We start from the raw sequence: 11,963 nt of genomic DNA, 5'->3' as shown, positions 1-11,963 counted from the left end.
TACGCAAAGAGGCAGTCAACGCGGCTCACTGCTCGTTCTTGATGGCGTCGAGCGCGGGGATCCTCACGGCCTTGTTGGCCGGCTGGAATCCGGAGACCAGGCCGATGAGCGTGGAGAACAGGATCGCGAACACGAAAAGCCACCAGGGGATCACCGACAGCCTCGTCACGTTCTCGCCGCCGACGATCGCATGCCATATGTTCTCGCCGCTGATGCCGCCCATGTACACGAGGTTGATGCCTATCGAGATGAGCGCGCTGAGCAGGCAGCCGACCAGGCCGCCGAGCAGGCCGATGAATCCGGCCTCCCCCAGGAACATGATGCGGATGTCGCGCACATAACAGCCGAGCGCCTTCATGATGCCGATCTCGCGCGTGCGTTCGGTCACGGACATGATCATCGTATTGGTGATGCCGATGGCCGCGACGAGCAGCGACACCGCGCCGATGCCGCCGAGCGCCATCTGGATGCCGCGCGACTGTTCCTCCATCTGCTTGCGGATCTCCTCGTACGACGACGTGGAGAAGCCCATGTCCCTGATCTGCTGTTCGACGTCGGACACCTGCCGGATGTCGGAGACCTTGACGAGCGCCTGCTCGTACGTGGCGGTCTTCGCCGCGGACTTGTCGACCTTGGCGATCATGTCCTTGAGTTGGGTGATGTCCATGAGGATGCCGGACGAGGTTGCGGTCCCCTTGTTGTAGTCCTCCTTGAGCATGCCGGTGGCCTTAAGCTTGAACGTGTTGCCGGAGCCGGTCGAGCCGGTCGAGCCGTCGGCGCCGCCGGTGCCGGTCGAGCCGATCGCCCCCGACGTGCCGCCCATGCCCATCGTCATGCCGTCCCCGTTTGACGAGTCGTCGCCCGTCTGGATGGTCAGCGTGATCTCCGTGGTCATCGGGTCGAAGAACGGCTTGGATTCCTCGCCGAGCTGGTCGGCGGGCACCTGCGAGCAGTTGCCGGTCGAATCGCACGTCCAGTACGTGCCATCGCCCGCGTCCTGCGGCTGGTAGCGCATGTTCGAGCCTTCGGGGCGGAACTTGTCGTAGAACTGGTAGGCGAGATACTGTCCGGCAAGCACCTCGCCGTCGCGGGTCGGGGCCGTGCCGTCGGTGAGCTTGTAGCCCATGTTCCCGAGCTGGGTCATGTCGATGGCCTGGACGTCGCCGTACGTGGTGATGTACCGGCCGTTTCCGGCAGTCATGGACACCGAGTAGCTGAGCGACATCTGCGCGGTGGCGCCTTCGACGCCGGGAATCCGTTTGAAGTTCTCGATCGCCTTGTCGTCGAGCTTGCTTTCCGTCTGGGATCCGCCGGTCGAGGTCGACGAGCCGAATCCGGTGCCGTAGCCGCCCTGCCTGTAGACGTTGATGATGGTCAGGTCGCCCATCTGTTTGAGCGACTGTTCGTTCATCTCGTTGATGCCGGATCCGATCGAGACCATCGTCACGATCGAGCAGCATCCGACGATCACGCCCAGCACGGTCAGTATGGTGCGCGATTTGCGTCGCCACAGGTTCTGGCTGCACAGATGCAGGATGTCGGTCAGTCTCATGCGCGGCCCTCGCCGGAAGCCGGGGACGGCGACGCGGCCGGCGCGGCGCCCTGCGCGGCGATGACCTGGGTCGCGTCCGTGTCGGCGGACCCGTTCGCGGCGCCGGCGGACGTGCCGTTCGAGCCGGTCCAGTCATCCCATTCCTCGTCGATGTCGGCCTGCTTCGCCTTCTTCCTGCGGCGGCGCACCAGCACGACCGTCACGGCACCCGCGGCAAGCACGGCAACGGCGACCACGGCCCACACCCAGCCGGGGATCCCCTGCTGGTCGACGGTCCCGTCGTCCGGCATGACCATGCCGTCGTCCGGCATCGCGGGTTCGGCGTCGGCCGCGCTGACCGTGACGGGGAATTCCTTGGTCTGGGTCTTGCCGTCCGGATCCTCGTAGGTGACGCGCAGTTTCGCGTTGATGTCGCCGGCCTGGGTCGGCGTGAACGCGAAGCCGATCGACCCGGTCGCGCCCGAGGCCACGTTGCCGACGTACTGCTTGGCGTTCGTGACCTGGATGCCTTCGCCTTCGATGCTGGCCTCGACGTTCGCGATGTCGCCCTTGCCCTTGTTCACGTAGTTCATGGTGATCGTGGTTTCGGAGCCGACGGTCACGCCTTCGGGCAGGACCGGGTCGTTGAGTTCGAAGCGGTCGGGCTGCGAGATCGGCACGGAGATCTTGATGTCGGACGAGTTGGAGCTGCGCGCGCCGCCGTCCACGTACTCGTATTTGAAGCTCACGGTCACGCCCTGCGCGCCGGACTGGGCGCCGGGGACGGCCTGCATCGGCAGGCTTTGCGTCATCGCGTAGCCGGCGCCGAGCTTGTCGAAGTAGAACGTGTTGGTGCCGCCGGCGATCGCGAAGCTTTCGCCGCCGTCGACGGTGACGACCATGTTGTCGACCGCGACCTTGCCCATGTTCTGGAACGTGAACGCGAGGTTGAAGTCGCCGCCGGCCACAACCGAGCCGTCGCCGTACGTGAAGTTCGTGATGATGATGTTCGGCACCGGACCGGCGATCGTGGTCGTGTCGGAGCCGTCGCCGCCGTTCGTGCCGCCGTCGACCGCGTGGTTGACCGATCCCGAACCGGCGGCATCGTCGTCGCCGGTCGCGGCGTCGCTCAGGCCGCCGCCGGACGTGCGCGTATCGGACGTCGCGCCGGACACCGCATCGGACGCCGTGGAGGCATCGGATGCTCCGGCCATGGCGAATGCGTCGGGAGTGGCGCAGGCCAGCAGCAGTGCCGGCGTGGCGATCAGCGCGGCCGCCGCACCGATCAGTCGGCGGGTCAGGTCTTGTGTGTGCATGGGTTCCCTTTCTCGTGGTCTCTCGGGGGTGACGTTCGGTGATGTACGGACGGCTCAGTGGGTCAGCCGGTCGCCGACGATGCGGCCGTCCAGCAGGGTGACGATGCGATCGGCGTACTGTGCCATGTTGTCGTCGTGCGTGACGAGCACGATCGTCTGGTTGAAGTCGCGCGCGAACGAGACGATCATCTCCATCACGTCGACCTTCGTTTTCGAATCGAGGTTGCCGGTCGGCTCGTCGGCGAACACGACCTCGGGCCGTGCCACGAACGCGCGCGCGATGCCGACGCGCTGCTGCTGGCCGCCCGACATCTGCGTCGGGTAATGGGTCAGGCGCTTGCCGAGGCCGACCCGTTTGAGGATGCCTTTGGCGATCCGTTCGCGCTTGGCTTTCGGCATGCCGCGGAACATGAGCGGCATCGCCACGTTTTCCACCGCGTTGAGATTCGGCAACAGATTGTACGACTGGAACACGAAGCCGAGATGCTTCTGCCGGAACGCGGCCAGTTCGCGCTCGTCCAGCTGGGAGACGACCACGCCGCCGATACGCACGCCGCCGCGCGTCGGTTTCTCCATGCCGGCGAGCTGGTTGAGCAGCGTGGATTTGCCGGAGCCGGATTCGCCGTAGATGCAGCAGATCTGTCCGCGCGGAATGGCCAGGTTGATGCGTTCGAGCGCGACGACCGTCTCGTCGACGACCGGATACTCCTTGCGCAGGTTCTTCACTTCGATCATCGGACGGGCCGACCTCGCCGCCATATCCCCTTCCCCGGCCGGTTTCGGGTGCAATCCGCCTTCGAATATCGCCATTGACATGTCCCTTCTTGATCGCACCGACTTAAGCCTACGGCTTCCTATCCTCTCATAGAAGTCTGCGCCACGGCAATGCGCATCGGCAATCCATCCCAGGGATGATTCGGGTACCGAGGATTGAAGAAGGAGGTTATAGGCCGAATTGTGTGTCTGGTGGTCCGGTCGTTCGGCGGCCACTGGGCTCGGGGTGGGAGTTGGTCAGGCCGATGCCGATGCGGGCTCTATCGGGGGCATTATGTCTGTCGTTGGCGTGCCACGGTAGCGGATTTAAGGCGATTTGGGGCTACCGTGGCAAGCGTCGTGATGGTGGGGAAATCCCGTCATTTCGAAAATGGCGGAATTCCGCGGTTTTGCGAGAGCGCATGTTGTCCCGGTTCGCGCAGTAACCGCTTACCGTCGCTACCGTGGCAAATGCGCGTGCCACGGTAGCGGTTTTTCGTCGATTTTCCTCTACCGTGGCACAAAAGAAGCATGACGGCCCCGCGAATCCCCGGGTGCGTGGCCGGCGTCCGTCGCGTGGAGGCCGGCCACATGCATGGTGATTGTGTGGTCAGAAGCCCCAGTGCTGGTCGTGGTGGTCGCCGTGGATGTCGAACGTGGTCGTGGGTTCTTCCGGCGGCTGGTGGACGAACCGTTCGATCAACGTCATCTGGGTTCGGCTGATGCCAATATGGGCGTTCGGGCCAATGCCGAGCACGGGTGCCAGGGGCGGGGCGGATTGGATCGCGAGTCCCGCGTCGTACGTGGTTTCCTCGTCGTCGATCCAGACGATCGGCCGGGCGAGCGTCAGGTGGCGCAGCACGCTGCGGCGCTTGCCGGTGCGCAGGCCCTCCAGGGTGACCGGATCGTACCAGGTGACGGTCTTCCAGTCCACGCCGAGCGTTTGGTTGAGGATGCCGGTGTACGGCTGCCAAGTACTCAGCCACAGGACGCGCGCGTCCAACGCGCGCAGTCGGTCCACGAGCTCGCCGGACCAGGTGAGGGTCAGGTGCCCGTGCCGCCGGTCGGTCCACACGCGCTGTTCATGGTCGGGGACGAACCAGTCGGCCGGATCGTGCCGGTTGGGTGTCATGTCGTCGGGGAACTGGTTGACCGTCCCGTCGAAGTCGATCAGGATGATCGGCCGCGCGTCCTCCAGGCCGACGCCCGCTTCCATCTCGGCCGCGACCGTCTGGCCGAACGCGTCCAGCTCGGCCCGCTCGGCCGCCGGCAGATCGGTGAACCGCATCTGACGGCCTCCTCCTTGCCGAGCTCATCGCCCATCCGCGTCTCCTTTGTAGTGTGGTGATGACGTGCGAGCATCCGGTCGTCAGTCACGTCCCCGGCCGTGCGCTCGTCGGAAGCGCGGGACGAGATGATACGGTATGCATCGCCGGTCGCACGGTCGTAGACGAGCATGGAATGGTCGCCGAGCAGCACGACCACCTCACGCCGTTCGCGTTGGCGTTCGACCCAATCGGCCAGCAGGGCAAGCGAATCGGCCTCGGCCCGGACGTCGACATCCCACTCGTTGAGCAGATCGCCCAACAGGACGATCACGCCCGCGCCAGTCGCATCGGCCGTCTCGTCGATCATCGGGCAGACCAGACCGGCCTTGTCGTGGATGTCCCCGACGAACAGAATACGATCCATGCTCGAGTTTGCCGATGCCAGTGGGCCATACGCGCGCCGGCATCGCCTCGGGTTCGGGCAGCGTGTGGCCCAGCCGGCACACGAACCGTTCCGCGACATGCTTGAACAGCATGTCGCCCGTGCCGTTCACCTCCGTGTCCGCATCGCCGGCATCCGCGACGGCGGGGCGCACGATGTCGTACGACGCGTCACGCACCCACCGGTCCACGCCATTCCCGTCCACGCCGGCATAACACAGGTCACGGGAGTCGGCCGTGACGACCACGCCCGACAGCATCCCGCCGCGGCCGCCGAACAGCACTTGTTCGCCCGCCCATACGGCATCACATGCAACATTCAATGCAAATGTCGGCCGAAATCAACCGTGGACAGGTGTGGTGCTTCCACTGAGAATCAAGTAGAAGCCGCTAGGGGAGCGGAATACAATACTGGAGAATGCGGCAATGGCGCAGAACTCTTTACGCATGTGCCAGTCAGTAGTTTTATGAGCATATCACTAGTTGTCAGGCTCAATAATCATCCAAAAATGAGTGAGGCTGGATGAGAGACGATTTTGAGAAACTGGCTATGGACAATCGTTTTATTTTTTGATAAACTCCCAATAACGACTATGTTGTCAATGTCATTCACCAATGGTGCTGTATTGACTTGATGGAGATGCTTATTATGAGGAAAAGAATTCTTGCCGCGTTTGTTTCCATTGTTATGTTGTTGATATTGCCTTTTCCAACGGCATATGCCCTAGGGAATGAGGAAAGCATCAACAATTTAGAATATGCGAGGTATCAGCAGCTTCTTGAGGATGGTATTTTAGGCGAAGACGTTAGTTTTGATATCTGGCATCAAACTAATATTCGGTCGGCTCGGTTAGAAAAGGAGTTGGAGGAATCTTCCGAATTTGAAAAAGTGTACGATAGTAATCGTGCTTCATATTATGCCATGAAAGCGGGAGATGTATTTGTAACTAATGCTACAAGTTCTTTTGGTTTAACGGGACATTCTGGGATTGCCTATAGTGATTTGCGGATTGTGCATATTGCTGGTCCTGGGAAAAATCCGGAAACTGTATCGCAACTCGCTTGGACGGGAAGTTTGTATCCAGGAGGGTGGACGAAGATATATAGACATAAAAGCGCGAGTGTCGCCTCAGCTGCTGCTAATTGGGCTCGAAAAACATACGTTAACTCTAAAGCGACTTACTATATTAATCTTGACCTAGCTTCGACAGATAAAACCTATTGTTCAAAACTAGTATGGCAATCATATTATTATGGACCGTCAACTCCCAGTGCGACGATTCCGTTTACGCGTATCGTTGTTCCTTATGGGCTCGATGAAGACATCTCTGGAATTAGTTTGGTGCAACAATATGGCTAAGAGAAAAATATTTATCATTTGCCTTTCAGTACTGCTGATGGTTTTTTTGTACTACTTTCCGATTCAACGCGCTTTGGCCATAATGAAATTCTCTGATTATTCCATGGAGCAAGGAGTGTCTTCTTCTGATATACAACAGAAGAAAGTTTTCAAGGACTATATCCAAGATGGCTATTATATATCGGTGACGTATATTAGTGATCCGTATCATAGATATGACTATCATTATTACTTATTAGAGTGGAGAAAAGATCATATACGGCTGAATTCCATGTATCTGGATATTTATGATTCTGCCAATAATAGATTAGATTCTTTTGATAACGTTGTTTATAAACCATTGTCTCAGTATGACTGACGTCATTACTGGCCGACGGATCACAGCGGGCCAAGTACCGGCATGCTGGTATACTATCCCTTCGTTTGGCCCCGTAGCTCAGCTGGATAGAGCATGTGACTTCTAATCTCAGGGTCGCCGGTTCGAGCCCGGCCGGGGTCACGTAAAAGCCCTTGGAATCACACGGTTCCAAGGGCTTTGCCTATTCGATGAAATCTGCGTTCGGTGTGCAATGGCGTGCACTCAACGTCGCCGCCCTGTTTTCCGCCAATGCGTCGGCCACCTCATCCAGCCTGTCCGGCCAGAGCATCGCGTATGTGTTCAGCGTCTCCGTGGCGTTCTTATGCCCCATCGCATTCTGAAGCGTCTTCACGTCGCAGCCGGCAGCGATCGCCAGCGAAGCATAGGTGTGACGCAGCGAGTACGGTCGCAAGCCGGGTATGTCGTCCAGTTTCGCACGCTTCGCGGCATTTGAGAAGTTGCGCCGTCTCCAGTTCGACAGATTAAGCCGCTTGCCCTTGCGCGACGTGAATACATACCAGTCCGCATCCCGGCCATGACAATGCGCTCGCAGATCGTCCACAAGGAAAGCGGGTATGGCTACCTGCCGAACCTCCCACGTCTTCGGCGTGCCTTCCACTTGCCTGCCGCTCTTGTCTTCGGTGAAGTTCCTCACCACATTGATGCGTCGCCCGGCGAAATCGAGATCGGAGACGTGTAACGCCATCATCTCGCTTGGACGCAGCCCCGTGTACGCCAGCATCCGAACCAGAAGATCATCACCGGGCAGACATGCGCCGGCCAGCCGTTCCACCTGAGCGTAATCAAGAAACACCATGCTGTCGTCCGGCTTGTTGTCTCTCGGAAGCTCTACACCGTCGAACGGATTATCGAGTATCAGCCGGTTGGCCTTCGCATAGTTCACCACCATTTTCGTGGCCTTGAACACGTTCTTGACATAGTTCTCGCTTAGTTGGCCTCTCGGCTCGCGCTCGCCCTTGAAATCATGCGGGGCCGTGCCGTCCCTCAGTTCGCCGACCCACTTGGACACCTCAGCCCGCGTGATCGATCCCACGGCGCGCCCACCCCACATCGGCAGCGCGTACATACGCAGATACCGCTCATAGCCGCGCAGCGTCGAATGCTTCACGCCATGCTTGCCGGCCATGTACTCGCCGCACACATCCCGAAACGTCCTATTACGATCCGCCTCGTTGATGTAACGCCCCGAATACTGATCGTCGGAGATCGCCGAAACCATCTTCTCGGCATCCTTCTTGGCGGCGAAACTACGCCCCGTCTTGCGCCCGCCGTTCTCGAACCATTGCACGCGCCAACGCTTACCCCTGCCGAAACGCGCCTTGCGATACCTTTCCGGGATACGGCAAGCCACCCTCTCCGGGTACTTCGCCGCGTTCAACAGACGCCGGGCACTTGCCGGCGCATCATCCCTCAGCCACTCGTCAACTATCCATGCCTTAGCCATTTCAGTCCTTCCGTTTTCTGTTCGCTTACTTGTGATGATGTGGTGAATTTCGATGTTTTGAGAGTTGCCGTATTGGCTTGATTCCAATGGTTTTCGTTGTTTTGGCGCGTGGTTTTCCCTGTGGAAAAACGTCCGGGGAAAAACTGGCCCTTTGCCCGTGGTGGCCGTGGCGGGGGCGGGTGGGGGCTACTCCCCACCCCCGAACCAGTTCGAGCAGCGGATCGGCGTCGAAGCCGATGGCGTGGTGTCGTGTTGTGGTGCTTGGCCGTGGGCGATGAGCCATGCGACGCGGTCACGCGCCCATGCCAGACTGTGTGTGCCTTTGATGGCGTTGCACCATCGGTGCGCCGGCCCGCTGTTGTCGTGTGTCAGGGTGCCGCCTCTTGCCAAGGGTATCGTCTCGTCGATCACGAAGCTGTACGGGTTGGGCGAACGCAGCGTGTAGTCGATGGGGCGGAAGCATATGTAGCAGTCGGCCTGCATGTGTCGCCATCGCTGCTGCTCCAAGCGTCGGCGGTGGCCGTTGCGTTTGCGGGGGTTGCCGCTCACGGTTCCTCCTTTGGATATGGGAAGGCCGGCCGGGTGATCCGGTCGGCCTGTCGTGTGTCACTCGCCGTCGTTGCGTGCGGTCAGCGCGTCGGCGATGGCGGCGAGCGCGTCGGCCGCTCTGCATTTGGCTTCGAGGTCGATCAGCGCGGCTTCCTCGGCGAGCGCGTGGGTTGCCTTGGCGAATGAGAGTTTTGCTTGCATGGTGTCGTTGACGTGCATGGTGGTGGTTCCGTCCGGGTTGCGGGTTTCGGTGAAGGTGTTCGTGCTCATGGTGTGGGTTTCCTTTCGTGTCGGGTTAGTAGTTGAGGTAGCGCAGGTCGCGCAGGATGTTGTTGTTTTTTATGAAGGGGTTGCCTTCGGGCTGTCGGTCGACGCCGTGGACGGCGGGAACCTTGGGACGGGGGTGGATGATCGGGGCGAGCGCGGCGGCGTGGGCTTGCAGTTCCTCGAGCGTGTCGCCTCGCAGTATCTCGGCGGGTATGTCGTTCTGCTCGCTTACCTGTCTGACCCATTCGGCGTACTGCTGTTCGGCGGCTCGCCGTGCTTCCTCGGCCTCGTATTCGGCGATCTTCGCTTCGAGCTGCGCGATACGGTCGCCGGCCGGCGTCGTTTCATCGCCCGTGGTGGCGTTGTCGTTGTCGTCCATCACGCCCCCTTGCCGGTGGTCGCGGCGGCGATGTCCACGACGGCGAGCCGTTCGGGGTTGGTGCTGCCGAAGCCGAAGCGGAACGTGGTGCGGAACGTGACGGCGTCGTTCCTGAACTTGTCGTGGTCGCTCGACGCGGCGCGTACTTGGCTGACGGCCGCGTATACGACGTTGCTGTCGTTGATGAGTATCTTGTCGTCCGGTGCTTGGGCGTTGATGACCACGGGAACGCCGTAGATGACCGGGGCGGGGCTGTTCGCCACGTCCGGTGCGATGATCGGCCGTCCGTCCGCGTACTTGAGGTTGAGCAGCTTGGCCCATGTGGCGAAGTTCATCACCAAGTGCGTGGGGCGTGCTCCCTTCGCGGCCACGGCGGCGAGCGCGTCCACGAGCGGGCCGAGCGTGTTGGGGATCGTGTTGCCGGTGGTGATGGTGTATCCGGTGGTGATGCCGGGCGCGTTGAACAGTCCGGCCGGCCCCTTCCTGCCGCCTTCACTGTCCGTGGTCGGGGTGTTCTGCAGGAGGATCGCGTCGGCCTTGTCCACGATCGCCTTGATCATGGCGGCTCCGAGCATGTCCTGTATCTCGTCGGAGGTGTTGCCGTATACGGCGATCTCGTTGGATGCGGCGGACAGGATGCTGACCTTGTACGTGCGGATGTCGATGGATTGCATGAGCGCGTCGGTCTCGGGGATTTCCTCGCCCTCGGCGATGATCTCGGCCGCTGTCATCGGCATGATGATCGGGATGCTTACCACCGGTTCGTCGCCTTCGATGGTGCCGCAGTTGGTGGCGAGCTGGTAGACCAGCGCCGTGGGGATGATGTCGCGGGCGGGATAGAACATCTCGCTGCGAACGACCTTGGTTCCGGCCTGTACGCCGTTTGACGTGGCGATTGGCATGATGTGGTTTCCTTTCGTGGGTGTGCGCCGCGTCCGGAAAACCAGTGAAGGCAGTCGGGCGGGCGCTGTTGTTGGTGCGCCGTCCGGCTGCCTTCTGCATCAAGCCACAGGGGCTTGTGCTGCATGTCATTCTACATCATGTCCGATTTCCCGTTCCAGTCGTTGCGCGTAGGTCTTCCACGAGCGTTTGCCGCGTCGGTGCCGGGCCGATTCGATGGTGAGCGATTGGATGCAGCGTATGAGCTGCGCCCGGCTCATGTGCGCGTACGGTTCCGGTTCCGCGCCGTCGTTGTCGGCTGTTGTCATCGTGTGCTTCCTTTCCGTGGTGCGGGCGTGTATCGTTGCGTTCTGGGTGGGTGGTGATGCGTCGTTGCCGTGTTCGCGGCGGCGGCGCAGCCCATCGGCCGGGCGGCGTCCGTGGAAGGCGTCGCCCGGTCGCTTTTCCTTTCCACGATCGTTGCCGCGTCCACGAGTCCGCGAAGCGATTCGTTGGCGAGCGCCACGTAGATTTGCGTGGTTTCGGTGCTTGCGTGGCCTAGGGCGGTGCTGACGGCGAGCATGTCGTGCGAGTGCTGGTACGCGACGGTGGCGAACCGGTGGCGCAGCTTGTGCGGGCCGTATCCTTCCGGCAATAGGCGTGATATGTGCTTGCCTATGTGCGATTCCTCGCAGTGGCCCTTCCATCGTCCGGGGAACATCCAGCCGCCGCAGTGCGTGATCGTCTCGGCGAGGTCGTCGGGTAGGGGCACTATGCGCTGTTTGCCGCCCTTGCCGTGCACGACGAGCGAGTACGCGCCCTGCGTGCCGATCACGTCGTCGCGGTGCACTTGGGCGATCTCGGCGCGTCTCAGCCCGCATTCCGCCGCCAAGAGGATCATGACGCGCTCGGCGCTCGTGGCCTTCTCCAATGCGGCGGTGATGTACCGGTCGGGGCACGGCTTGGGGTGCGGGCGCGGCTTCCTGACGTTCGGCAGCGTCGCGGCCGGGTCGTGGTCGGCGAGTCCCGCCGCCTTCATCCAGCGGAAGAACGTGGCGAAGCAGTTGCGCAGTCCCTTGCGCGAGTCCTGCGAGCGCCCGTCCGCGAGCGCCTCCACGAGCTGCCCGGTCGTGACCTGTTCGGGCGGCGTGTCTGAGGTGTCCGCGAAGTGTCGTAGCTGGTAGTAGCGGGTGAGTAGTGTCTTCTCGCTGCAACCGCCCGCGCGTTTGTACTCGATGAAGCCCGCGACGGGATCACGCCACGAGGCGGGTAGTTTGCTCATATCCATGTTCATCGTTTCTTCTTTCTGACCGGTTTTTGCCGTCTACCCGTCTACCCCTTGGAATCATTGGGGTTTGACCGTCTACCGTGACCGTCTACCGTCGTCTACCGTCTAC

At 61.1% G+C, this 11,963-nt stretch carries 15 protein-coding genes and 1 tRNA gene; 4 read left to right on the top strand and 12 right to left on the bottom strand.

Annotated elements, in window-relative coordinates; all coding sequences use genetic code 11:
* Positions 1 to 25: 25 nt before the first annotated feature.
* The 5 genes from GFD25_RS01075 to GFD25_RS01055 form a co-directional block, all read right to left on the bottom strand.
* Entirely contained in the window at positions 26 to 1,552 is a 1,527-nt protein-coding gene (locus GFD25_RS01075; RefSeq protein WP_163229098.1) for an ABC transporter permease, read from the bottom strand.
* Complete coding sequence (locus GFD25_RS01070; RefSeq protein ID WP_163229096.1) at positions 1,549 to 2,847, bottom strand: COG1361 family protein; 1,299 nt, start codon at positions 2,845 to 2,847, stop codon at positions 1,549 to 1,551. Before GFD25_RS01070 ends, GFD25_RS01075 begins: the two co-directional genes overlap by 4 nt.
* A 54-nt stretch (positions 2,848 to 2,901) precedes the next feature.
* On the bottom strand, positions 2,902 to 3,606 hold the full coding sequence (locus GFD25_RS01065) for an ABC transporter ATP-binding protein (RefSeq protein ID WP_204314727.1): 705 nt from the start codon (positions 3,604 to 3,606) through the stop codon (positions 2,902 to 2,904).
* A gap of 604 nt (positions 3,607 to 4,210) precedes the next feature.
* The gene (locus GFD25_RS01060) at positions 4,211 to 4,888 is read right to left on the bottom strand and encodes a hypothetical protein (RefSeq protein ID WP_163229094.1); all 678 of its coding nucleotides are present in this window, start codon (positions 4,886 to 4,888) and stop codon (positions 4,211 to 4,213) included.
* Positions 4,771 to 5,292: a metallophosphoesterase gene (locus GFD25_RS01055; protein WP_163229092.1), complete on the bottom strand. Its 522-nt coding sequence runs from the start codon at positions 5,290 to 5,292 to the stop codon at positions 4,771 to 4,773. The genes GFD25_RS01060 and GFD25_RS01055 overlap by 118 nt, the downstream gene beginning before the upstream one ends.
* Between GFD25_RS01055 and GFD25_RS01050 the strand changes: the two genes are divergently transcribed.
* From GFD25_RS01050 to GFD25_RS01035, 4 genes are all read left to right on the top strand, one after another.
* On the top strand, positions 5,291 to 5,836 hold the full coding sequence (locus GFD25_RS01050) for a hypothetical protein (RefSeq protein WP_163229090.1): 546 nt from the start codon (positions 5,291 to 5,293) through the stop codon (positions 5,834 to 5,836). The genes GFD25_RS01055 and GFD25_RS01050 overlap by 2 nt on opposite strands.
* 122 nt (positions 5,837 to 5,958) lie before the next feature.
* Positions 5,959 to 6,669 (top strand): hypothetical protein, encoded by a 711-nt coding sequence (locus GFD25_RS01045; protein ID WP_163229088.1) that lies wholly within the window; start codon positions 5,959 to 5,961, stop codon positions 6,667 to 6,669.
* A complete protein-coding gene (locus GFD25_RS12500) occupies positions 6,563 to 7,027 on the top strand; it encodes a DUF3139 domain-containing protein (RefSeq protein ID WP_420837534.1) in 465 nt (154 codons plus the stop codon). The genes GFD25_RS01045 and GFD25_RS12500 overlap by 107 nt, the downstream gene beginning before the upstream one ends.
* Before the next feature lie 67 nt (positions 7,028 to 7,094).
* Positions 7,095 to 7,168: transfer RNA gene (locus tag GFD25_RS01035), tRNA-Arg, on the top strand.
* A 40-nt stretch (positions 7,169 to 7,208) separates the two neighbouring features.
* On the opposite strand, the gene GFD25_RS01030 is transcribed toward GFD25_RS01035, so the two are convergent.
* From GFD25_RS01030 to GFD25_RS01000, 7 genes are all read right to left on the bottom strand, one after another.
* Positions 7,209 to 8,492 (bottom strand): tyrosine-type recombinase/integrase, encoded by a 1,284-nt coding sequence (locus GFD25_RS01030; RefSeq protein WP_163229084.1) that lies wholly within the window; start codon positions 8,490 to 8,492, stop codon positions 7,209 to 7,211.
* 186 nt (positions 8,493 to 8,678) lie between these two features.
* Positions 8,679 to 9,041 carry a hypothetical protein gene (locus tag GFD25_RS01025; RefSeq protein ID WP_338024594.1) on the bottom strand — a complete coding sequence of 121 codons (363 nt, stop codon included), beginning with the start codon at positions 9,039 to 9,041 and terminating at the stop codon, positions 8,679 to 8,681.
* Positions 9,042 to 9,098: 57 nt separating this feature from the next.
* Positions 9,099 to 9,311: a hypothetical protein gene (locus tag GFD25_RS01020; RefSeq protein ID WP_163229082.1), complete on the bottom strand. Its 213-nt coding sequence runs from the start codon at positions 9,309 to 9,311 to the stop codon at positions 9,099 to 9,101.
* A 25-nt stretch (positions 9,312 to 9,336) separates the two neighbouring features.
* Positions 9,337 to 9,687 carry a hypothetical protein gene (locus GFD25_RS01015; RefSeq protein ID WP_163229080.1) on the bottom strand — a complete coding sequence of 117 codons (351 nt, stop codon included), beginning with the start codon at positions 9,685 to 9,687 and terminating at the stop codon, positions 9,337 to 9,339.
* The gene (locus GFD25_RS01010; protein WP_163229078.1) at positions 9,687 to 10,589 is read right to left on the bottom strand and encodes a phage major capsid protein; all 903 of its coding nucleotides are present in this window, start codon (positions 10,587 to 10,589) and stop codon (positions 9,687 to 9,689) included. Before GFD25_RS01010 ends, GFD25_RS01015 begins: the two co-directional genes overlap by 1 nt.
* A 126-nt stretch (positions 10,590 to 10,715) precedes the next feature.
* Positions 10,716 to 10,895, bottom strand: a complete 180-nt coding sequence (locus tag GFD25_RS01005) for a hypothetical protein (RefSeq protein WP_163229076.1) — start codon at positions 10,893 to 10,895, stop codon at positions 10,716 to 10,718.
* Positions 10,892 to 11,848, bottom strand: a complete 957-nt coding sequence (locus GFD25_RS01000) for a tyrosine-type recombinase/integrase (protein WP_239512330.1) — start codon at positions 11,846 to 11,848, stop codon at positions 10,892 to 10,894. The genes GFD25_RS01005 and GFD25_RS01000 overlap by 4 nt, the downstream gene beginning before the upstream one ends.
* Positions 11,849 to 11,963 lie beyond the last annotated feature (115 nt).

The sequence above is a fragment of the Bifidobacterium aerophilum genome (assembly GCF_010667685.1).
GTDB lineage: Bacteria > Actinomycetota > Actinomycetes > Actinomycetales > Bifidobacteriaceae > Bifidobacterium > Bifidobacterium aerophilum.
This window is presented reverse-complemented; position numbering and strand designations above follow the sequence as displayed.

What these genes read in the sequence shown, in the direction of transcription:
- GFD25_RS01030 (WP_163229084.1), bottom strand. Translation starts at nt 8,492, where the DNA reads ATGGCTAAGGCATGGATAGTTGACGAGTGGCTGAGGGATGATGCGCCG.
- GFD25_RS01015 (WP_163229080.1), bottom strand. Translation starts at nt 9,687, where the DNA reads ATGGACGACAACGACAACGCCACCACGGGCGATGAAACGACGCCGGCC.
- GFD25_RS01010 (WP_163229078.1), bottom strand. Translation starts at nt 10,589, where the DNA reads ATGCCAATCGCCACGTCAAACGGCGTACAGGCCGGAACCAAGGTCGTT.
- GFD25_RS01065 (WP_204314727.1), bottom strand. Translation starts at nt 3,606, where the DNA reads ATGGCGGCGAGGTCGGCCCGTCCGATGATCGAAGTGAAGAACCTGCGC.
- GFD25_RS01060 (WP_163229094.1), bottom strand. Translation starts at nt 4,888, where the DNA reads ATGCGGTTCACCGATCTGCCGGCGGCCGAGCGGGCCGAGCTGGACGCG.
- GFD25_RS01050 (WP_163229090.1), top strand. Translation starts at nt 5,291, where the DNA reads ATGCTCGAGTTTGCCGATGCCAGTGGGCCATACGCGCGCCGGCATCGC.
- GFD25_RS01045 (WP_163229088.1), top strand. Translation starts at nt 5,959, where the DNA reads ATGAGGAAAAGAATTCTTGCCGCGTTTGTTTCCATTGTTATGTTGTTG.
- GFD25_RS01000 (WP_239512330.1), bottom strand. Translation starts at nt 11,848, where the DNA reads ATGAGCAAACTACCCGCCTCGTGGCGTGATCCCGTCGCGGGCTTCATC.
- GFD25_RS01005 (WP_163229076.1), bottom strand. Translation starts at nt 10,895, where the DNA reads ATGACAACAGCCGACAACGACGGCGCGGAACCGGAACCGTACGCGCAC.
- GFD25_RS01075 (WP_163229098.1), bottom strand. Translation starts at nt 1,552, where the DNA reads ATGAGACTGACCGACATCCTGCATCTGTGCAGCCAGAACCTGTGGCGA.
- GFD25_RS01020 (WP_163229082.1), bottom strand. Translation starts at nt 9,311, where the DNA reads ATGAGCACGAACACCTTCACCGAAACCCGCAACCCGGACGGAACCACC.
- GFD25_RS01070 (WP_163229096.1), bottom strand. Translation starts at nt 2,847, where the DNA reads ATGCACACACAAGACCTGACCCGCCGACTGATCGGTGCGGCGGCCGCG.
- GFD25_RS01055 (WP_163229092.1), bottom strand. Translation starts at nt 5,292, where the DNA reads ATGGATCGTATTCTGTTCGTCGGGGACATCCACGACAAGGCCGGTCTG.
- GFD25_RS12500 (WP_420837534.1), top strand. Translation starts at nt 6,563, where the DNA reads ATGGACCGTCAACTCCCAGTGCGACGATTCCGTTTACGCGTATCGTTG.